This window comes from Streptantibioticus parmotrematis, assembly GCF_019890615.1.
GTDB lineage: Bacteria > Actinomycetota > Actinomycetes > Streptomycetales > Streptomycetaceae > Streptantibioticus_D > Streptantibioticus_D parmotrematis.
The window spans coordinates 68,835-88,343 of record NZ_JAINVZ010000017.1 but is presented as its reverse complement, the minus strand read 5'-3'; the positions used below and the strand labels follow the sequence as shown (position 1 = coordinate 88,343).

Annotated in this window: 17 protein-coding genes; 10 read left to right on the top strand and 7 right to left on the bottom strand. The window is 74.1% G+C overall.

What is annotated here, in order from left to right; all coding sequences use genetic code 11:
• Window positions 1-3: 3 nt before the first annotated feature.
• Genes K7472_RS22565 through K7472_RS22555 form a run of 3 tightly spaced genes read right to left on the bottom strand, consistent with a single transcriptional unit; the run spans window position 4 to window position 4,321 of the window.
• The gene (locus tag K7472_RS22565) at window positions 4-1,923 is read right to left on the bottom strand and encodes an ATP-binding protein (RefSeq protein WP_222980344.1); all 1,920 of its coding nucleotides are present in this window, start codon (window positions 1,921-1,923) and stop codon (window positions 4-6) included.
• A gap of 11 nt (window positions 1,924-1,934) precedes the next feature.
• Window positions 1,935-3,473 (bottom strand): acyl-CoA carboxylase subunit beta, encoded by a 1,539-nt coding sequence (locus K7472_RS22560; RefSeq protein ID WP_222980411.1) that lies wholly within the window; start codon window positions 3,471-3,473, stop codon window positions 1,935-1,937.
• A gap of 53 nt (window positions 3,474-3,526) precedes the next feature.
• On the bottom strand, window positions 3,527-4,321 hold the full coding sequence (locus tag K7472_RS22555) for a TIGR03084 family metal-binding protein (protein ID WP_308014033.1): 795 nt from the start codon (window positions 4,319-4,321) through the stop codon (window positions 3,527-3,529).
• 224 nt (window positions 4,322-4,545) lie between these two features.
• Here K7472_RS22555 and K7472_RS22550 point away from each other — a divergent pair, with 224 nt between their 5' ends.
• From K7472_RS22550 to K7472_RS22540, 3 genes are all read left to right on the top strand, one after another.
• Window positions 4,546-6,183, top strand: coding sequence for an ABC-F family ATP-binding cassette domain-containing protein (locus K7472_RS22550; protein WP_222980343.1), 1,638 nt, complete (start codon window positions 4,546-4,548; stop codon window positions 6,181-6,183).
• A 67-nt stretch (window positions 6,184-6,250) separates the two neighbouring features.
• The gene (locus K7472_RS22545; protein WP_222980342.1) at window positions 6,251-7,015 is read left to right on the top strand and encodes a TSUP family transporter; all 765 of its coding nucleotides are present in this window, start codon (window positions 6,251-6,253) and stop codon (window positions 7,013-7,015) included.
• Window positions 7,016-7,116: 101 nt separating this feature from the next.
• Complete coding sequence (locus tag K7472_RS22540) at window positions 7,117-8,037, top strand: DMT family transporter (protein ID WP_222980341.1); 921 nt, start codon at window positions 7,117-7,119, stop codon at window positions 8,035-8,037.
• A gap of 61 nt (window positions 8,038-8,098) precedes the next feature.
• Here the strand turns inward: K7472_RS22540 and K7472_RS22535 are convergent, their stop codons facing one another.
• The 3 genes from K7472_RS22535 to K7472_RS22525 all read right to left on the bottom strand — a co-directional run bounded on the left by K7472_RS22535 (window position 8,099) and on the right by K7472_RS22525 (window position 11,340).
• Window positions 8,099-9,607 (bottom strand): glycosyltransferase family 39 protein, encoded by a 1,509-nt coding sequence (locus K7472_RS22535; protein WP_222980340.1) that lies wholly within the window; start codon window positions 9,605-9,607, stop codon window positions 8,099-8,101.
• A gap of 34 nt (window positions 9,608-9,641) precedes the next feature.
• Window positions 9,642-10,505 carry an SCO6745 family protein gene (locus K7472_RS22530; RefSeq protein WP_222980339.1) on the bottom strand — a complete coding sequence of 288 codons (864 nt, stop codon included), beginning with the start codon at window positions 10,503-10,505 and terminating at the stop codon, window positions 9,642-9,644.
• Window positions 10,506-10,581: 76 nt separating this feature from the next.
• Window positions 10,582-11,340: an enoyl-CoA hydratase/isomerase family protein gene (locus K7472_RS22525; RefSeq protein ID WP_222980338.1), complete on the bottom strand. Its 759-nt coding sequence runs from the start codon at window positions 11,338-11,340 to the stop codon at window positions 10,582-10,584.
• Between the two features lie 272 nt (window positions 11,341-11,612).
• Between K7472_RS22525 and K7472_RS22520 the strand changes: the two genes are divergently transcribed.
• Window positions 11,613-12,143 carry an ATP-binding protein gene (locus K7472_RS22520; protein ID WP_222980337.1) on the top strand — a complete coding sequence of 177 codons (531 nt, stop codon included), beginning with the start codon at window positions 11,613-11,615 and terminating at the stop codon, window positions 12,141-12,143.
• 95 nt (window positions 12,144-12,238) lie between these two features.
• Here the strand turns inward: K7472_RS22520 and idi are convergent, their stop codons facing one another.
• Window positions 12,239-12,859 (bottom strand): isopentenyl-diphosphate Delta-isomerase, encoded by a 621-nt coding sequence (gene idi, locus K7472_RS22515; protein WP_222980336.1) that lies wholly within the window; start codon window positions 12,857-12,859, stop codon window positions 12,239-12,241.
• 361 nt (window positions 12,860-13,220) lie between these two features.
• On the opposite strand from idi, the gene K7472_RS22510 reads away from it, so the two are divergent.
• From K7472_RS22510 to K7472_RS22485, 6 genes are all read left to right on the top strand, one after another.
• Entirely contained in the window at window positions 13,221-15,032 is a 1,812-nt protein-coding gene (locus K7472_RS22510) for a DUF5941 domain-containing protein (RefSeq protein ID WP_222980409.1), read from the top strand.
• Window positions 15,029-15,766 (top strand): phosphocholine cytidylyltransferase family protein, encoded by a 738-nt coding sequence (locus K7472_RS22505; protein WP_222980335.1) that lies wholly within the window; start codon window positions 15,029-15,031, stop codon window positions 15,764-15,766. Before K7472_RS22510 ends, K7472_RS22505 begins: the two co-directional genes overlap by 4 nt.
• The gene (locus tag K7472_RS22500) at window positions 15,754-16,815 is read left to right on the top strand and encodes an iron-containing alcohol dehydrogenase family protein (RefSeq protein ID WP_222980334.1); all 1,062 of its coding nucleotides are present in this window, start codon (window positions 15,754-15,756) and stop codon (window positions 16,813-16,815) included. Before K7472_RS22505 ends, K7472_RS22500 begins: the two co-directional genes overlap by 13 nt.
• A complete protein-coding gene (locus tag K7472_RS22495; RefSeq protein WP_222980333.1) occupies window positions 16,793-17,572 on the top strand; it encodes a CDP-alcohol phosphatidyltransferase family protein in 780 nt (259 codons plus the stop codon). Before K7472_RS22500 ends, K7472_RS22495 begins: the two co-directional genes overlap by 23 nt.
• Before the next feature lie 8 nt (window positions 17,573-17,580).
• Window positions 17,581-18,453 carry a glycosyltransferase family 2 protein gene (locus tag K7472_RS22490; RefSeq protein WP_222980408.1) on the top strand — a complete coding sequence of 291 codons (873 nt, stop codon included), beginning with the start codon at window positions 17,581-17,583 and terminating at the stop codon, window positions 18,451-18,453.
• Window positions 18,454-18,561: 108 nt separating this feature from the next.
• Window positions 18,562-19,341, top strand: coding sequence for an ABC transporter ATP-binding protein (locus K7472_RS22485; RefSeq protein WP_222980332.1), 780 nt, complete (start codon window positions 18,562-18,564; stop codon window positions 19,339-19,341).
• The last annotated feature ends 168 nt before the right edge of the window (window positions 19,342-19,509 follow it).

The following is a 19,509-nucleotide window of genomic DNA, read 5'->3' as shown; positions in this document are numbered from 1 at the left end:
CGGCTACGCCGGGCTCTGCGATTCCCGGTCCGTGCTCCCCGGTTCCGTGACGACCGCCAGGACGGCGCCCAGCTCCACCTGGCGGCCCGGTTCCGCGTGCAGGGCGGTGAGGGTCCCGTCGGCGGGGGCGCTGACGCGGTGCTCCATCTTCATCGCCTCCAGCCACAGCAGCGGCTGCCCGGCGGTCACCCGGTCCCCGACCGCCACGTCGGCGATCCGCGCCACCGTGCCCGGCATCGGCGCGAGCAGCGAACCCGGCGCGGTGCGCGCCTGCGGCTCGGGGAAACGCGACAGCGCGGTGAACGCCCGGGCGCCCAGCGGCGAGTCCACGAACACCTGGTCCCCGTAGGCGGACACCTCGAACCGCCGCCGCACGCCCGCCACTTCGAGCACCACGCCGTCGTGCGCGTACGACAGCACCCGCACGTCCTCGTGACCCTCGGGCACCGGGCCCCGGCGGGTGTGCCGGTAGCGCACCTCGTGGACCGCGCCGTCCCGCACCGCCGCGTACCGCTTGAGCTGCGGTTGCGAGGGGACGTTGCGCCAGCCGCCCAGGGGGTGGCGTCCGGCGGCGTCGGCGAGCGCGGCGGCCAGAGCGGACAGGGCCGTGACCGACGGATCGTCAGGTCCGGCGAGGTCGAAGTCGGCGAGGAACGCCGTGGACACCCCGCCGCGCACGAACCGCGGATCGCGCGCCACCCGCACCAGCAGGTCCCGGTTGGTCAACGGGCCGTGCAGCCGGGCGCGTTCGAGCGCGCGAGCCAGCAGACGCAGCGCCTCCTCGCGGGTGTCGGCGTGCGCGACGACCTTCGCCAGCATCGGGTCGTAACGCACCCCCACGACGTCACCGTCCTCCACCCCGGAGTCCACCCGCAGCCCAGGGCCCGGATCGATCCGGAAGCGGTGCACGGTGCCGGTCTGGGGCCGCCAGTCGTGCGCCGGGTCCTCCGCGTACAGGCGGGCCTCCACGGCGTGGCCGCGCGGCGTCGGCGGCTGCCCGGTCAGGCGCGCGCCCTCCGCGACGCGGATCTGCTCGCGCACCAGGTCCAGCCCGGTCACGCACTCGGTCACCGGATGTTCCACCTGGAGGCGGGTGTTCATCTCCAGGAAGTACGGGCGGCCCGCACCGCAGACCAGGAACTCCACGGTGCCCGCGCCGACGTAGCCGATCGCCTTGGCCGCGTCGCGCGCCGCGTCGTGCAGGGTGCGGCGCAGGTCGTCGCCGATGCCGGGTGCCGGGGTCTCCTCGATCACTTTCTGGTGGCGCCGCTGCACCGAGCAGTCGCGCTCGCCCAGCGTCCACAACGTGCCGTGGGCGTCGGCCAGCACCTGCACCTCGATGTGCCGGCCGTCCTCCACGTACGGCTCGACGAAGACCTCGTCGTCACCGAAAGCCGCCCGCGCCTCCGCCCGCGCCGCCGCCAACTCCTCGTCCAGCGAGGCGAGTTCACGCACCACGCGCATGCCCCGGCCGCCGCCGCCCGCGGACGCCTTGATCAGCAGCGGGGGCGGCGCGCCCGTGCCGTCCAGTACCGGCACCCCCGCGTCGCGCATCAGCCGCTTGGCCCGGGTCTTCGACCCCATCGCCTCGATCGCGTCCGGCGACGGGCCGATCCACACCAGCCCCGCCTCCAGCACGGCCCGCGCGAAGCCGGCGTTCTCCGACAGGAACCCGTACCCCGGGTGCACCGCGTCCGCGCCCGCCGCCAGGGCCGCCGCCACCACGGCCTCGCCGCGCAGATACGTCTGAGCCGACGACTCGCCGGGCAGCCGCACCGCCGCGTCGGCCTCGCGCACGTGGGCCGCCGAGGCATCCGCGTCGGAGTGCACCGCGACAGTGGCGACGCCCAGGTCGCGGCAGGTGCGGAAGACACGGCGCGCTATCTCGCCGCGGTTGGCCACCAGGACACAAGAGATCGTCATCGTCCGCTCCCTCACATCCGGAAGACGCCGAAGCCGCCGCGCGCGCCCTCGACCGGCGCGTTGTGCACCGCGGAGAGGCACACGCCCAGCACCGTGCGGGTGTCGCGGGGATCGATCACCCCGTCGTCGTACAGCCGCCCCGACAGGAACGCGGGCAGCGACTCCTCCTCGATCTGCCGCTCCACCATGGCCCGCAGGCCCGCGTCGGCCTCCTCGTCGTACGGCATGCCGCCTGCCGCCGCCGACTGCCGCGCGACGATCGACAGCACGCCCGCCAGCTGCGCGGGTCCCATCACCGCGGACTTGGCGCTCGGCCAGGCGAACAGGAACCGCGGGTCGTAAGCGCGGCCGCACATGCCGTAGTGCCCGGCGCCGTAACTCGCCCCGATCAGAAGGGAGATGTGCGGGACGCGGGAGTTGGAGACCGCGTTGATCATCATCGCGCCGTGCTTGATGATGCCGCCCTGCTCGTACTCGCGGCCCACCATGTAGCCGGTGGTGTTGTGCAGGAACAGCAACGGGATGTCGCGCTGGTTGGCCAACTGGATGAACTGCGCGGCCTTCTGAGACTCCGGGCTGAACAGCACGCCCTGCGCGTTGGCCAGCACGCCCAGCGGATAGCCGTGCAGCTCGGCCCAGCCGGTGACCAGGCTCGGCCCGTACAGCGGCTTGAACTCGTCGAAGCGCGAGCCGTCCACGATCCGGGCGATGACCTCGCGCGGGTCGAACGGGGTGCGCAGGTCGCCGGGGACGATGCCGAGCAGTTCCTCCTCGTCGTACCGCGGCGGTTCGGGGGCGAGGCGTGGACTCGGGCCCTGCTTGCGCCGGTTGAGGCGGGCGACGATGCTGCGGGCGGTGCGCAGCGCGTCCGGCTCGTCCAGCGCGAAGTGGTCGGCGAGCCCGGAGACCCGCGCGTGCATGTCGGCGCCGCCCAGCGACTCGTCGTCGGCCTCCTCGCCGGTGGCCATCTTCACCAGCGGCGGGCCGCCGAGGAAGACCTTGGCGCGCTCCTTGACCATCACGACGTGGTCCGACATCCCCGGCACGTAGGCGCCGCCCGCCGTGGAGTTGCCGAAGACGACGGCGATCGTGGGAATCCCGGCCGCCGACAGCCGGGTCAGGTCGCGGAAGAGGGCGCCGCCCGGGATGAAGATCTCCTTCTGGCTCGGCAGGTCGGCGCCGCCCGACTCCACCAGGCTGACCAGCGGCAGCCGGTTGGCGAACGCGATCTCGTTGGCCCGCAGCGCCTTCTTCAGCGTCCAGGGGTTGCTGGCACCGCCGCGCACGGTCGGGTCGTTGGCGGTCACCACGCACTCGGTGCCCTCGACCACACCGATCCCGGTCACGATCGAGGCGCCCACCGGGTAGTCGCTGCCCCAGGCGGCGAGCGGGGAGAGTTCGAGGAACGGAGTGTCGGGATCGAGCAGCAGCTCGATGCGCTCACGGGCCGTCAACTTGCCCCGGTCGCGGTGACGTTGCACGTACTTGGGGCCGCCACCCGCGATCGCCTTGGCGTGTTCGGCCTCCAGCTCGGCGAGGCGGTCAAGCATGATCCGCCGGTCGGCCTCGGCGTCGGCGGTGGGATGCGCGTCGGCGGTCGTGGTCACGCCGCACCTCCTCGGGGAGTCCGGCCCGCTCCGGGCGGCCCGGCGAACGCCTGCGCGACGTCCAGCCAGCGGTCGGCGTCCGGCCCCTGCGCCCGCAGCGCGAGGTCGTCGCGATGGCGGCGCCGAGTGGCCAGCAGACACAGGTCGAGCGCCGTCCCGATCACCCGCTGCGGGGAGTCGTCGGGCCCGTACGTCCACAACGCGCCGTCCGGCGCGGTCAGTTCGACGCGGAACTCGGGCGCGGGCGGGGGTAGACCGCGGACCCGGAAGGCGAAGTCCCGGGTGCGCACGGCGATCCGCACGACGTGACGCAACCGGGCGGTGGGCTCCCGCACGACCCCGAGCGCGTCCGCGACGTCCTGGCCGTGCGCCCAGGTCTCCATCAGCCGCGCGGTCGCCACGGACGCGGTGGCCATCGGGGGACCGAACCACGGGTGCCGGGCGCCCGGCGGCTGCTCGGCGAGGGTGCCGCGCAGGACGGCGCGTCCGTCCCGCCACCGGCGCAACAGATCGGCGGGCGGTCCCGCGGCCCCCTCGGCGGCGGTGTCGTCCACGAGCGCGGGCCTCGCCCGTTCCGCCTCGCGCAGGAAGGTGCCGGGGGCGGTGACCGCCAGGACGGCCTGGCGGTCGGACCAGGCCAGGTGCGCGATCTGGTGGCCGATCGTCCAGCCCGGCGCGGGCGTCGCGCGCCGCCACTCCCACTCCGGCAGCCCCGCCACCAGCCGGTCGAGCTCCTCGCCCTCGTCCCGCAGGTCGTCCAGCACCTCGCACACGGCACGCGTCTGCACCACGCAGGCCCCTCGTCTGACGAACGGTCACCAACGCCACGCTCCCGAGCAGGCTGGCACCGGACGCGATAACAATCAAGCGTGCTTGCATGATTTCCGGACCCGGTCGCCCGTGACCGCCTGCCCGCACCTCGTCCGGCCGCCCCCTCCGGCCGGCCCCGGCCCTGACTCCGATGGTCAGGTGACGGCCCTGGTGGCCACGTGCGCCCGATAGGATCTGCCCCCTTATGACTGCCACCCTCGTCGCCAAGGACCTCGCCGCCGCGCACGGTGACCGTGTGCTCTTCTCCGGGCTCGATCTCGTCGTCGCGCCCGGGGACGTGGTGGGGCTCGTCGGGGCCAACGGTGCCGGGAAGTCCACGCTGCTGCGGATGCTCGCCGCAGTGGTGCGGCCCGAGGGCGGCACGCTGCGGCTCTCGCCGTCCTCCGCGGTCGTGGGCCACCTGCCCCAGGAGCCGGAACGCCGTCCGGACGAGACCGTGCGGGACTTCCTGGCCCGCCGCACCGGAGTCGCCGCCGCCCAGGCCGCGATGGACGCCTCGACCCAGGGGCTCGCGGACGGCACCCCGGGCGCGGACGACGCCTACGCCGCCGCGCTGGACCGCTGGCTCGCCCTCGGCGCCGCCGACCTGGACGAACGCGCCGAGCAGGTCACCGCCGACCTCGGCCTCGCCGTCGGGCTCGACCAGCCGATGACGTCCCTGTCCGGCGGCCAGGCGGCCCGCGCGGGGCTGGCGTCACTGCTGCTGAGCCGCTACGACGTCTTCCTGCTGGACGAGCCCACCAACGACCTCGACCTGGACGGACTGGAGCGCCTGGAGGCGTTCGTGCGCGGCCTGCGCGCCGGCACGGTCGTGGTCAGCCACGACCGCGAGTTCCTCACCCGCACGGTCACCCGGGTCGTCGAGCTGGACCTCGCCCAGCAGCAGGTCAACACCTACGGCGGCGGCTACGCCTCGTACCTGGAGGAACGCGAGGTGGCCCGCCGCCACGCCCGCGAGGAGTTCGAGGAGTACGCCGACACCAAGGCGTCCCTGGAGGCCCGCGCCCGCACCCAGCGCAACTGGCTGGAACACGGCGTGCGCAACGCCCGCCGCAAGTCCGGCGACAACGACAAGATGGGCCGCAAGCTGCGCGCCGAGTCCACCGAGAAGCAGGCCGCCAAGGCCCGCCAGACCCAGCGCATGATCGAGCGCCTCGACGTCGTCGAGGAACCCCGCAAGGAGTGGGAACTGCGCATGGAGATCGCCGCCGCGCCGCGCTCCGGCGCGGTGGTGGCCACCCTGCGCGGCGCCGAGGTCGCGCTCGGCGGCTTCCGGCTCGGCCCGGTGGACCTCCAGATCGACTGGGCCGACCGGATCGCCGTCACCGGCGCCAACGGCTCCGGCAAGTCCACCCTGCTCGCCGCGCTCCTCGGCCGCCGCCCGCTGGACGCCGGGAGCGCCACCCTCGGCCCCGGTGTGGTGGTCGGCGAGGTGGACCAGGCCCGCGGGCTCTTCCACGGCGACGCCACGCTGCTCGACGCGTTCTGCGCGACCGTCCCGGACACGCCGCCCGCGGACGTACGGACACTTCTGGCCAAGTTCGGGCTGAAGGCCGCCCACGTGCTGCGGCCCGCCGGGACGCTGTCGCCCGGCGAGCGGACCCGGGCCGCGCTGGCCCTGCTCCAGGCGCGCGGGGTGAACCTGCTGGTGCTGGACGAGCCCACCAACCACCTGGACCTGCCCGCCATCGAGCAGCTGGAATCCGCCCTCGCCTCCTATGACGGCACGCTGCTGCTGGTCACCCACGACCGGCGGATGCTGGAGGCGGTCCACACCACCCGGCGCTTCGAGGTCGAGGCCGGAAAGGTCACCGAGGTCTGAGCCCGGTCGCCACCCGCCCGGCCGTGTCCGGCATGATCGTGCCACCGGCCGACTCCGAGGGGGACCGATGAGCGCCGTGGCGCTGGAACTGATACCCGTGGCCGCCGCCGCGGGCTGGATCGACGCGGTGGTGGGCGGCGGCGGGCTCCTCCAGCTCCCGGCGATGCTGATCGCGTTCCCCCACCTGCCGACCGCCACCGTCCTGGGCACCAACAAGGCCGTCGCCATCACCGGCACGTCCTCGGCCGCCACCACCTACCTGCGCAAGACCGACGTCGACTGGAGCTTCCTGGGCCTTGCCGCGGCGGTCGCGCTGCCCGCGGCGGCCGGCGGCGCCCTGGTCGCCACCGCGCTGCCCAGCTCCGTCTTCCGCCCGGTCATCATGATCGCGCTGCTGGCCGTGGGCGCCTTCGTCACGCTGCGCCCCGACTTCGGCCGCACCCACACCCCCGTGCGGCTCAGCAGGCGCAAGGCGCTCACCGCGGCTCTCCTGTGCGGCGGCGGCATCGGCTTCTACGACGGCGTGATCGGCTCCGGCACCGGCACCTTCCTGATCATCGCGTTCCTGCTGGTGCTCGGCGCCGACTTCGTGCACGGCTCGGCGATGGCCAAGGTCGTCAACGTCGGCACCAACCTCGGCGCCCTGATCGTGTTCGTCGTCGAGGGGCACGTCATGTGGCTGACGGCGGCCGCGATGGCGGTGGGGAACGTCACCGGGGGCGCGCTCGGCGCCCGGATGGCCCTGAAACGCGGCGCGTCCTTCATTCGTTACGCACTCATGGTGGTGGTCGTCGCGCTGGTCGCGAAGCTCGGCTACGACCAGTGGGGCTGACGGAGCGAGGCGGTCGCTGACCTCGGCCGGGGGCGCTATCGTCGGCAGCACTTCGACAAGCCGCCGGTGCGGTGCGCCCGGCTCGCTGGGAAGGTGACGTCGTGGCCGTGTTCCTGCTCGGTATCGGCGCCGCGTGCTGCCTCGGCTTCGGCTTCGTGCTCCAGCAGCGGGCGGCCCAGCGCGCCCCGCTGGCCGACTTCCTCTCCTTCCGGCTGCTGCTCGACCTGCTGAAGATGCCCGAATGGCTGCTCGGCATCGCCTCCATGGTCGCCGGACAGGTGCTCGGCGCGCTCGCCCTCACCCACGGCGAGGTCTCCCAGGTCGAACCGCTGCTCGCCACCAACCTGCTGTTCGCCATGGCGCTGTCGCGCTGGCTGAGCAACCAGCCGCTCGGCCGCAGCGGCTGGGGCGGGGTGGTGGTGCTGGCGCTCGGCGTCACCGCGTTCATCGTCGCCGGGCGGCCCTCCGGCGGCGGCCACCTCGCCTCGCCGCTGCGCCACTGGCTGGTCTTCGGGGTCGTCGTGGGACTCGCGATGCTGCTGACCGCCATCGGCAAGCGGCTGCGGCCCACGCGCGAGGCGACCCTGCTGTCGCTGGCCGCGGGCTCGCTCTACGGGCTCCAGGACGCCCTGACCCGGGTCACCGGCACCCTCGTCCACGACGGCGGCATCGCCGCGGTCTTCACCCACTGGCAGCCGTACGTCATCGTGGGCTGCGGCCTGACCGGGCTGCTGCTCGTGCAGAGCGCCTTCGAGACCGCGCCGCTGCGCTCCTCGCTGCCCGCGCTCACCGCCGCCGAGCCCATCGTCGGCATCGCCTGCGGCGTCGGCTTCCTCGGCGACCGGCTGCGGGTCACGCCCGGCGCGCTGGCCTGGCAGGTCATCGGCCTGATCGCCATCGTCGTCGGCGTCGTCCTGCTCGGCAGCCACCCGGCGATGCCGGAGGGCCCGTGCGCCACCCGCGACCCGCACCAGGTCCAGCCGCGCCAGCACCTCGGCCGCCGCGCCTCCGCCCGCCACTGAGCCGTCCCGCCCGCCACGCAGCCGTACGCTCGCCACTGAGCCGTCCCGCCCGGCGCGGCCGCTACCGTCCCCTGGGCACGTAGACCGCCCAGCCCGCCCCGAGCCCCTTGCCGCTCAGCGGGCGCCGCTGCCAGCCGCGGGCGTAGGCGGGCGGCGGGGAGCCGGGGTCGACGAGGACCGCGACCGTCTCGTGCCGTGCCGCCCGCAGCACGTCGGCCGGGGAGGGCACGGAGGCGTCGGTGTCCAGGTAGGAGGTCACCGACGAGGCGCAGCGCGCGTCGTAAGCGATCGGCTGGGTCCACCCGGCGAGCAGGCACGGCGGACGGACGCCCGCCCGGCCCACCGCCTCGGCGAGTGCCTGGTAGTGGTCGACCGTGCCCCGGGCCGAGACGATCTGGCGGTCCAGCAGCCGCAGCTGCACCGCCCAGTGCCCGACGAGCAGCGCGCAGGCCAGCGCGGCGGCCGCCAGGCGCCACCCGGTCGGCCGCAGCCGCACCGCCCGCACTCCCCGGGTCAGCAGTCCGGCCACCGGCAGCGCCAGCAGCGCGTAGGCGGGCAGCAGGAAGCGCGGGGCGGCGTACGGGATCAGGAACAGGTACGGGACCGACAGCGCGACGGCGCAGACCACCGGGAGCACCGCGCTCGCCGTGCGCCCGGTGCGGTGCGCCACCACCAGCCCGGCCACCGCGAGCACCGGCAGCGCCAGCCACCAGGCGGTGTCGAGCGCCGGGGGATAGCCCACGTCGCACGGCCGGCACAGCAGCGGGCCGTCGGCGCTGCGCAGCGCGTTGCCGACGTTCCACGACAGCCCCATGCCGCCCTCGATCACGCTGGAGTCGTACAGCCGCTGCCCGATGCCGCCGAACCGCGCGTACGCCTCGGCGACCCACTCCGCCAGCCCGGCCGCCAGGCCCGCCGCGATCGCCGCGGCGGGCCGCACCGAACGCCAGGACGGCACCAGCACGACGGCCGCCAGCAGCGGCAACGCGAGCCAGACCCCGTCCGGCGCCCGCACCAGCGTCGGCCACCCGACGCTCAGCGCCAGCCCCAGCAGATACCGCCCGCGCGGCCCCTCGCGCACCGCCAGCAGCAGGAACCCGGCGGCGGCCACCGCGCCGAAGGCCACCCACAGGTTCGGCATCATCTGGGCGCCGTACTCCAGGCTCACCCACAGCGTGCCGAACAGCAGCGCCGCCAGTGCCGCCGTCCCGCCGCCCACCAGCCGCCGCCACACCGCGAACGCCCCGAACAGCGCCAGGCCCGACAGCACGGCGAGGAACACCCGGATCGCGAGCGGATCGGAGGTGAACAGCGCGACCGGCGCGCCCAGCAGCGTCACCCCGCGCGACCGCGGCGCGCTGAAGAACGCGGCGGGCGCGCGCGGGTCGACCTGCGAGAAGTAGATCGACTCGTCCCAGGCCAGTGACCGCCCGGGCGCCGCCAGCAGCAGCTGGAGCACGGTGTACGTCAGGCACACCAGCGCGAGCCGCGGGTCGCGGGCGGTGGTGCCCGCGCGGCGCCAGGCCGGCGAGAGCGGTCTGCGCCGGGCCGGCGCTCCGGCGAGTGTCATCCTCGTAACCCTTCCGGGGCCCGTGCGCGGGCCGTCAGCCCTTGCCGAGGTGCTTGAGCGGCAGCGCGTCCGCCGCGAGCACCGCCTGGGTGAACGGTCCGGCCAGCTCCATCAGCCGTTCCGCGTACTCGGCGCCGAGGTGGCGGTACGGCGCGAAGCCCAGCCGGTCGGTGTCCTCCTCGACCTCGCGCCGCAACTCGGCGCCGCGTTCGGTCAGTTCGCCCTCCGCGTCCAGCAGCCCGCGCTCGCGCAGCCGGACCTCGGCCGCCGCCCACTGCTGGGCCGACCAGCCGCGGGTGGCCTGGAAGAAGTACGAGGTGAAGCCCTTGCCGGTGGCGGTGTGCGTCACCAGCGCCTCCAGGCCGTCGAGTTCGGCCGTCGCCAGCGCGATCAGATGCCCGTCGCCCCGGTGCTCGCGCAGCAGGGTGACCGCGTGCCACAGCGCGAGGTGCGGCTCGTCCGGCACCGGCAGGTCGGCGTTGGCCGCGTACAGCGGACGGCCGGGCGCCTCGCACGCCTCGGCGGCGCGCAACGCCAGCTCGGCGGCCTCCGTCATCCGCCGCGACCCCACCGTCTCGTCGCCCAGCAGCCGCCGCAGGTAGGCGTCGGTGATCCGCAGCCGCGTCTCCAGGACCTCCACCGGGGTGGTCAGTTCCCAGGCGCGCGGGATGTCGCGGGCCACGAGGTCGGGGCTGAAGTTGTAGAACGTCGCGGTGACCGTCCCCGCGCCGACCGCCCCCATCGGGGCCGACCGCCCGGCGAAGTAGGCCATCGAACCGCGTTCGAGACCGAGGGCGGCCAGCTGCTCGTCGTGCTCGGGCGCGAAGTAGAAGGCCGAGTGCAGCGGGTTGAGCGCGTTGTAGCAGCGCCGGGCCGCCCGCAGGGTCAGGGTAGTCATGCGCCTCACGTTACCCGGGGGTATTCCGTACGGACGCGGTCCACGCCCACTGTTGCCGTGCCGTCGGCGGGCGGCGTCACGCGCTCCACGTGAACCGCGGCTCGCGTCGCTCCAGGAACGCGGCGACGCCTTCCGCGCGGTCCCCGCTGCCGCGTGCCTCGCGCTCCCAGTGCGCCACGCGGTCCGCGCTCGGCTCGCCCCGCAGCGCCTGCGCGGTGAACTCCTTCGCCGCGGCCTGGGTCAGCCGCGACCGGCCCGCCAGCACGGCGGTGAACCGCTCGACGCGCGCGGCCAGTTCACCGGCGTCCAGCAGCTCGTCGACCAGTCCGGTGCGCAAGGCCCGTTCGTCGTCGATCAACTCGGCGGAGAACAACAGGTACTTGGCGGTCGCGGGCCCGACGAGGGAGACCAGCCGCCGGGTGGAGGAGGCCGGGTAGACGATGCCCAGCCGGGCCGGGGTCACCCCGAACCGCGACCCGCGCGCCGCGAACCGCAGGTCGCAGGCGGCGGCCAGCTGGCACCCGCCGCCCACGCAGTAGCCCCGGATCACCGCGAGCGTGGGCTTGGGGAAGGCGGCGAGCGCCTCCTCGGCGACGGCCGCGGCGCCCTCGGTGCCGGGCTCGCTGAGCGCCGAGATGTCCGCGCCCGCGCAGAAGGTCTCGCCCGCGCCGGTCAGCACCAGCGCCCGCACCCGCGGCTCGGCGGCCAGGGCGTCCAGCAGCACCGGCAGTTCCCGCCACATCCCGGGCGTCATGGCGTTGCGCTTGGCCGGGTTGGCGATGGTGACGGTGGCGACGCCGTCCCGTCGTTCCAGCAGCAGACCGGGCTCCGCCATGCGCGCACCTCCAGATGATCGCCCGCCCGGATCCTAACCGCAGCCGGGCGAGCGCCCCTTGGACTGCGACCACCACGCAAGAAGAACAAAAGCCGCACAACCGCTCGGTCCAGCCGGTGAATACGTTCATTACCGGTCACGACACGCCAAGAGGTACAGACTTGCGGTCAGCGCTTCGGTAAGCGCTTCCTGCGTTCAACACTCATGGGGAGTGAAGCGGTTCCACATCGGCGGAACTGCGGGGAACGTCACGCGAAGCGGGTGCTGCTGTCATGACGGTCTGCGGAAGAATCCCACCCGATCCGGTCCCGGCCGACCCCGTCCCGTCCGGCCCGGTGCCCAGGGCGGTCGGCGCCGCCGTGCCCGCCGCCGCGCCGCGGGTCCCGTACGAGGGGACCTGGCGGTTCACCGCACCCGCCCTGGACTCCTCCGTGCCCCAGGTCCGGCACGCGGTGCGCGACCTGCTGGCCCGGCAGCGGGTGCCGGTCCGCGACGAGACCGCCGACGGGCTGCTGCTGATCGTCTCCGAACTGGTGACCAACGCCGTGCGGCACGCCGCCGTGCTCTCCCCGCGCATCACCGTCGAGATCGCCGTGACCACCGGCTGGGTACGGATCGCGGTCGCCGACGACCATCCGTACCGGCCCAAGGCGCTGGAGGCCGACCACGTCAGGACCGGCGGGCGCGGGCTGCTGCTGGTGAAGGCGATCACCGTCGAGGCGGGCGGCAGCTGCGACGTCGAGCACACCCCGGAGGGCGGCAAGGTCGTCTGGGCGGCGCTCCCCCTGCACGCCGCCTCCTGACGCACGGCGAACCGGCCGGGCGGGGAACGAACGCCCGCCCTCCGGCGACGCCCGCCGCGCCGGATCAGCCCGTCACCGGCCCGCTTCCGCGCCGGTCACCAGCCCGCTTCCGTGCCGGTCAGCTCACGCGCCGCCGGGCGCGCCGCGTCCAACACCGTGCCGAACCACGCCGACAGCGTCGCCCCCGCGCCCAGCTCGGCCAGCTGCGCCGGGGTCACGAAGGCGGTCTCCATGACCTCCTCCGGGTCCGGCCGCGGCTCGGCGCGCACCAGACCCACGAACAGGTGGTTGAACTCCTGCTCCACCAGCCCGGAGGCCGGGTCCGGGTGGTTGTAGCGCACCGTCCCCGCCTCGCGCATCAGCACCGGGGCGACCCCCAGCTCCTCCGCCGTGCGCCGGGCGGCGGCCACGAACGGTTGCTCGCCCGGGTACGGGTGACCACAGCAGGTGTTGGACCACACCCCGGGGGAGTGGTACTTGCCCAGTGCCCGCCGCTGCATCAGCAGCCGCCCGGCGTCGTCGAACAGGAAGACGGAGAAGGCGCGGTGCAGCCTGCCGGGAGGCAGGTGCGCGGAGAGTTTCTCCGCGGTCCCGATCGTCTCGCCGGTCTCGTCGACCAGTTCCAGCAGGATCGCCTCCGCGCTGCCGTTGACGGTCGAGCTGCCGTGGGAGGCCGGCCCGGTTGACGCTGAGCCGGTGGCGGGAGAGATCGGCATGGCCATCCTTCGTTGTTGAACCTCGGTAACGCCCTGCTTCTTGTCGCTCACACCGTGACGTTCACGACGTACGCGAAGGCCCCAGTCTGCCCCACTCCACCCCGCCCGTGAGAGTGATCACGCCCGGCTTCACCCCCGTGTCAGCCCGCGCTGCTCCCCTCCGGCCCGCACAGCGTGGCGTGCCATGATGCGCCTGCCGAGCCCGGGGTGAACCTGCGGTGAACGTCGCCTTCCGCCGATCCGATAGCCTCTGCCGTCGAGCCCGTTCCGGCGTCACGGGGGCGTGGTGGCCGTCGCGCCCGCGTCCCGGCCGTGCCGCGGGCGGCCTCGCACCAGATCACATCCAGGGGAGTGAGTTCGTCTGTCGACCGCCATCCTCACCGGCCCGCCGGTCGCCGGCTCGCCGCTCACCGAGGACCTGCGCGCCCTCGGCTTCGACGTCACCGTGGCGGACGGCCCCGGGCGGCTGGCGGCCGAACTGGCGGCGGCGCCCGCCGGTGCCAGGGTCGCCGTGGTCGACCCCCGGTTCACCGGCCACCGGCACGCCCTGCGGCTGGCGCTGACCGACCCCCGCTTCCCCGTGGGCGCGGTCCCCGGCGCCCTCACCGCGACCGGTGCCGCCCGCGCCGAGCTGGCCTCCGCCGCCCGTGAGCCCGCCGCGGCGGCCGCCGGCAACGGCACCGGCTTTCCCGCGGCGCCCACCCCCGACGCCCTGGCCACCGCGCTGGAGGACGCCGGGATCGACGTGCACCGTCCCGAGCTCGGCGTGCTGGTCGCCGCCGTGCCCGCCGACGACAGCGCCCGCACGCGGGCCCGCGAGGCCACCGAGGCCGTGGACGACGAGGCGGTGCGGCTGCGCGGCGCGGTCAAGTCCCGCGACGGCTTCTTCACCACCTTCTGCATCAGCCCCTACTCGCGCTACCTCGCCCGCTGGTGCGCCCGGCGCGGCCTCACCCCCAACCAGGTCACCACCGCGTCGCTGCTGGTCGCGCTGATCGCCGCGGCCTGCGCCGCCACCGGCACCCGGCCCGGCTTCGTCGCCGCCGGCGTGCTGCTGATCGCCTCGTTCGTGCTGGACTGCACCGACGGCCAGCTCGCCCGCTACTCCCTCCAGTACTCCACGCTCGGCGCCTGGCTGGACGCCACCTTCGACCGGGCCAAGGAGTACGCCTACTACGCGGGCCTGGCCCTGGGCGCCGCGCGCGGCGGCGACGACGTGTGGGCGCTGGCCCTGGGCGCGATGGTGCTCCAGTCCTGCCGCCACATCGTGGACTTCTCCTTCAACGAGGCGAACCACGACGCGACCGCCAACACCAGCCCGACCGCTGCCCTGTCCGACCGGCTCGACAGCGTCGGCTGGACGGTGTGGGTGCGGCGCATGATCGTGCTGCCGATCGGTGAGCGCTGGGCGCTGATCGCCGTGCTCACGGCCGTCACCACGCCCCGGATCGTCTTCCTGGTGCTGCTGGTCGGCTGCGCGCTGGCCGCCTGCTACACCACCGCCGGACGCCTGCTGCGCTCGCTGACCCGCCGCGCCCGGCGCACCGACCGCGCGGCTCAGGCCCTGGCCGACCTCGCCGACAGCGGCCCGCTCGCCGAGGCCGTCGCACGGGTCGCCCCGAAGCGGCTGCCGTCCTTCGCCGCCCCCGCGGTCGCGCTGCTCGGCACCGCCGCCGTGGTCGCCACCGCCTGGCTGACCCCCCGCGGCACCTGGTGGCCGGTGCTCGCCGCCGCCGTCTACGCGGTCACCTCGGGCGTGGCGGTCGCCGCGCCGCTCAAGGGCGCGCTGGACTGGCTGGTGCCGCCGCTGTTGCGGGCCGCCGAGTACGTGACGATCCTCGCGCTGGCCGCTCGCTCGGGCCTGCACGGAGCGGTCCCGGCGGCGTTCGGGCTGGTCGCGGCCGTCGCCTACCATCACTACGACACGGTGTACCGCATCCGCGGCGGCACCGGCGCGCCACCGCGGGCCCTGGTCCGCGCGACCGGCGGGCACGAGGGCAGGGTGCTGGTCGTGACCGTGCTCGCCGCCCTCCTCGCGGACCGTACGACGTTCACTTGGGCGCTGGCGGCCCTGGCCGGGCTGCTCGCGCTGACGGTGCTCACCGAGTCCATCCGTTTCTGGGTCTCGGCCGGGGCGCCCGCGGTACACGACGAAACAGGAGAACCCACATGATCGGCCTCGTGCTGGCGGCCGGCGCCGGACGGCGTCTTCGCCCCTACACCGACACCCTGCCGAAGGCCCTGGTGCCGGTGGACGGTGAGACCACCGTCCTGGACCTGACCCTGGGCAACTTCGCGGAGGTCGGGCTGACCGACGCGGCCGTCGTCATCGGCTACCGCGGCGAGGCCGTCGTCGAGCGCAGGGCCGCGCTGGAGAAGAAGTACGGCGTCAAGCTCCACCTCGTCGAGAACGACAAGGCCGAGGAGTGGAACAACGCCTACTCCCTGTGGTGCGCCCGGGACGTCATCAAGGAAGGCGTCATCCTCGCCAACGGCGACACCGTGCACCCGGTCTCCGTCGAGCAGACCCTGCTGGCCGCGCGCGGCGCCGGACAGCGGATCATCCTGGCCCTCGACACGGTCAAGTCGCTGGCCGACGAGGAGATGAAGGTCATCACCGCCGAGGGCAAGGGCGTCCAGCGGATCACCAAGCTGATGGACCCGGCCGCCGCCACCGGCGAGTACATCGGCGTCACCCTGATCGAGCCGGAGGCCGCCGAGCCGCTCGCCGACGCGCTGCGCGCCACCTACGAGCGCGACCCGCAGCTGTACTACGAGGACGGCTACCAGGAGCTGGTCGACCGCGGCTTCACCGTGGACGTCGCGCCGATCGGCGAGGTCTCCTGGGTCGAGATCGACAACCACGACGACCTCGCCAAGGCCCGGGGGATCGCGTGCCAGTACTGACCCGGCTGATCCCCTCGCCGGTCGTCGTCGACATCCGGCGCGGCGCGCTGGACGACCTGGCGGGTCTCCTCGCCGACCAGCGCATCTCCAGCTCCGGCAGGCTGGCGGTGGCGATCAGTGGTGGCTCCGGGGCGGCGCTGCGCGAGCGGCTTGCCCCGGCGCTGCCGGACGCCGACTGGTTCGAGGTGGGCGGCGGCTCGATCGACGCGGCGGTGAATCTGGCCGACGCCATGCGCGGCAAGCGGTACGACGCGGTGGTGGCGCTCGGCGGCGGCAAGATCATCGACGCCTCGAAGTACGCCGCGGCACGGGTCGGCCTCCCGCTCGTCGCGGTCGCCACCAACCTGTCCCACGATGGCATCTGCTCGCCGGTCTCGACGCTGGACAACGACAACGGCCGCGGCTCCTACGGGGTGCCGACGCCGATCGCCATCGTCATCGACCTGGACGTCATCGGCGCGGCGCCCAGCCGCTTCGTGCGCTCCGGCATCGGCGACGCGGTCTCCAACCTCTCGGCCCTCGCCGACTGGGAGCTGTCGCACCGCGAGACGGGCGAGCCCATCGACGGCCTGGCCGCCGCGATGGCCCGCAGCGCGGGCGAGTCGGTGCTGCGCCACCCGGGCACGGTGGGCGACGACGCGTTCTTGGTGACGCTCGCCGAGGGCCTGGTGATGTCCGGTATCGCGATGTCCATCAGCGGTGACACCCGCCCCTCGTCCGGCGCCTGCCACGAGATCAGCCACGCCTTCGACCTGCTGTACCCGCAGCGCGCCGCCTCGCACGGCGAGCAGTGCGGCATGGGCGCGGCGTTCGCGATGCACCTGCGCGGCGCGGTCGAGGAGTCGCGGCAGATCGCCGAGGTGCTGCGGCGCCACCGGCTGCCGGTGCTGCCGGGCGAGATCGGCTTCAGCGACGAGGAGTTCGTGGCCGCCGTCGCCTACGCGCCGCAGACCCGCCCGGGCCGCTACACGATCCTCGAACACCTCGACCTCGACTCCGACGCCATCAGGGATGCGTACGCGGACTATGTCAAAGCCATCGGTAGCTGAACTGCGGCCGGTCGTGCACCCCGCGGGGGTCAAGGACCGGCGCAGCGGTGAGCACTGGGCCGGGCGCATGTACATGCGGGAGATCTCGCTGCGCATCGACCGGCACCTGGTCACCACCCGGGTCACGCCCAACCAGCTGACCTACCTGATGACCGTCTGCGGCGTGCTGGCCGCACCGGCGCTGCTGGTGCCGGGCATCCCGGGCGCCGTGCTGGGCGTCGTGATGGTCCAGCTGTACCTGCTGCTGGACTGCGTGGACGGCGAGATCGCCCGCTGGAAGCGGCAGTTCTCGCTGTCGGGGGTCTACCTCGACCGGGTCGGCGCCTATCTCACCGACGCCGCCGTGCTGGTCGGCTTCGGCCTGCGCGCCGCCGACCTGTGGGGCTCGGGCCGTATCGACTGGCTGTGGGCGTTCCTCGGCACCCTCGCGGCGCTCGGCGCGATCCTCATCAAGGCCGAGACCGACCTCGTCGGCGTGGCTCGGCACCAGGGCGGGCTGCCGCCGGTCAAGGAGGCGGCCGCCGAGCCGCGTTCGTCCGGTGTGGCGCTCGCCCGGCGGGCCGCCGCCGCGCTGAAGTTCCACCGGCTGGTGCTCGGCGTCGAGGCGTCCCTGCTGATCCTGGTGCTGGCGATCGCCGACCAGGTCCGCGGCGACCTGTTCTTCTCGCGGCTGGGCGTGGCGGTGCTCGCGGGCATCGCGCTGCTCCAGACGCTGCTGCACCTGGTGTCCGTCCTGGCGTCGAGCAGGCTGCGGTGAGCGCGGCGATGCGGCTCGGCGCGGTCGTGCTCACCATGGGCAACCGCCCCGACGAACTGCGCGCGCTGCTGGACTCGGTGGCCGGGCAGCACGGCGACGCCATCGAGGTCGTCGTCGTCGGCAACGGCTCCCCGCTGCCCGAACTCCCGGACGGCGTACGGACGGTGGAGCTGCCGGAGAACCTCGGCATCCCGGCCGGGCGCAACGTCGGCATCGAGGCGTTCGGCCCCGGCGGCAGCGAGGTGGACGCGCTGCTGTTCCTCGACGACGACGGGCTGCTGCCCCGGCAGGACACCGCTCAACTGGTGCGCGAGGCCTTCGCCGCCGACCGCAGGCTGGGCATCGTCTCCTTCCGCATCACCGACCCGGAGACCGGCAGCACGCAGCGCCGTCACGTGCCCAGGCTGCGTGCCTCCGACCCGTTGCGCTCCTCGCGCGTCACCACGTTCCTCGGTGGCGCCAACGCCACCAGGACGGCGGTCTTCCAGCAGGTCGGCGGGCTGCCCGACGAGTTCTTCTACGCGCACGAGGAGACCGACCTGGCCTGGCGGGCGCTGGACGCCGGCTGGCTGATCGACTACCGCGCGGACATGGTGCTGGAGCACCCGGCGACCGCGCCGAGCCGGCACGCCGTCTACCACCGCATGGTGGCCCGCAACCGGGTCTGGCTGGCCCGCCGCAACCTGCCCCTCCCGCTGGTGCCGCTGTACCTGACCACCTGGATCCTGCTGACGCTGGCCCGCCGCCCGTCCCGTCCCGCGCTGCGGGCCTGGCTGGGCGGGTTCAAGGAGGGCTGGACGAAGCCGTGCGGACCGCGCAGGCCGATGCGCTGGCGCACGGTGTGGCGGCTGACCCGGCTGGGACGGCCGCCGGTCATCTGAGCACCCCGGCGTCACGCGCCTGGTTGGGCGGCTGCTCGGCCGCAGTCCGCCTCGCGTTCACCTTTCCCTGATGTGCTGCCCACCGCGGCACTTCAGGGGAAGGTACGGATGACGGACGCGGTACGGGACGAGCGGGTGCCCACGGTCGTCGTGCAGAAACTGCACATCGTCTACCGGGTGCACGGCGGCGGTGGCGGCAGACGCAGCGCGTCGGCGGCCCTCGGCCGTCTGGTGCGCCGCCAGGCCCCTGCGCACCTGCGCGAGGTGCACGCCGTACGCGGTGTCAGCTTCGTCGGGTACCGCGGTGAGGCGGTCGGGCTGATCGGCACCAACGGCGCCGGCAAGTCCACGCTGCTGCGGGCGATCGCCGGGCTGCTGCCGCCGGAGCGCGGCCGGGTCTACGTCGAGGGCCGTCCGTCGCTGCTCGGGGTCAACGCGGCCTTGATGAACGACCTGAGCGGCGAGCGCAACGTCGTCCTCGGCGGCCTGGCGATGGGCATGGGTCACCACGAGATCCGCGAGCGCTACCAGGACATCGTGGACTTCTCCGGCATCGACGAGCGCGGTGACTTCTCCTCGCTGCCGATGCGCACCTACTCCTCCGGCATGGGCGCCCGGCTGCGGTTCGCCATCGCCGCGTCCAAACGGCACGACGTGCTGCTCATCGACGAGGCGCTGGCCACCGGCGACGTGGCGTTCCAGCGGCGTTCGCTGGAGCGCATCCGGGAACTGCGCGAGCAGGCCGGCACGGTCTTCCTGGTCAGCCACAACAACCGCTCGATCCGTGAGGTGTGCGACCGGGTGCTGTGGCTGGAACGCGGTGAACTGCTCATGGACGGCCCGACCGAAGCGGTGCTGGCCGCCTACGAGGAGCACACCCGCGGCTGACCGAACGCGCCGGTGTCGACCCGATCGTGAGGGAGCCGTCGCGCATCCGTTGCGTCAATCGCGTCGTCCGTGCGACCCCGTGCCGATACGGTCGGCAGGGGCCGTACGTGTGACAGCGATCAACTCGTGTGGCGGAAGGGAAGATTCGCGGCCCTCATGGTGTTCGAC

Excerpts from the sequence above, each read along its gene's own strand:
- K7472_RS22565 (WP_222980344.1), bottom strand. The coding sequence starts at position 1,923 with ATGACGATCTCTTGTGTCCTGGTGGCCAACCGCGGCGAGATAGCGCGC.
- K7472_RS22560 (WP_222980411.1), bottom strand. The coding sequence starts at position 3,473 with ATGCTTGACCGCCTCGCCGAGCTGGAGGCCGAACACGCCAAGGCGATC.
- K7472_RS22550 (WP_222980343.1), top strand. The coding sequence starts at position 4,546 with ATGACTGCCACCCTCGTCGCCAAGGACCTCGCCGCCGCGCACGGTGAC.
- K7472_RS22545 (WP_222980342.1), top strand. The coding sequence starts at position 6,251 with ATGAGCGCCGTGGCGCTGGAACTGATACCCGTGGCCGCCGCCGCGGGC.
- K7472_RS22535 (WP_222980340.1), bottom strand. The coding sequence starts at position 9,607 with ATGACACTCGCCGGAGCGCCGGCCCGGCGCAGACCGCTCTCGCCGGCC.
- K7472_RS22530 (WP_222980339.1), bottom strand. The coding sequence starts at position 10,505 with ATGACTACCCTGACCCTGCGGGCGGCCCGGCGCTGCTACAACGCGCTC.
- K7472_RS22525 (WP_222980338.1), bottom strand. The coding sequence starts at position 11,340 with ATGGCGGAGCCCGGTCTGCTGCTGGAACGACGGGACGGCGTCGCCACC.
- K7472_RS22520 (WP_222980337.1), top strand. The coding sequence starts at position 11,613 with ATGACGGTCTGCGGAAGAATCCCACCCGATCCGGTCCCGGCCGACCCC.
- idi (WP_222980336.1), bottom strand. The coding sequence starts at position 12,859 with ATGCCGATCTCTCCCGCCACCGGCTCAGCGTCAACCGGGCCGGCCTCC.
- K7472_RS22505 (WP_222980335.1), top strand. The coding sequence starts at position 15,029 with ATGATCGGCCTCGTGCTGGCGGCCGGCGCCGGACGGCGTCTTCGCCCC.
- K7472_RS22495 (WP_222980333.1), top strand. The coding sequence starts at position 16,793 with ATGTCAAAGCCATCGGTAGCTGAACTGCGGCCGGTCGTGCACCCCGCG.
- K7472_RS22490 (WP_222980408.1), top strand. The coding sequence starts at position 17,581 with ATGCGGCTCGGCGCGGTCGTGCTCACCATGGGCAACCGCCCCGACGAA.
- K7472_RS22485 (WP_222980332.1), top strand. The coding sequence starts at position 18,562 with ATGACGGACGCGGTACGGGACGAGCGGGTGCCCACGGTCGTCGTGCAG.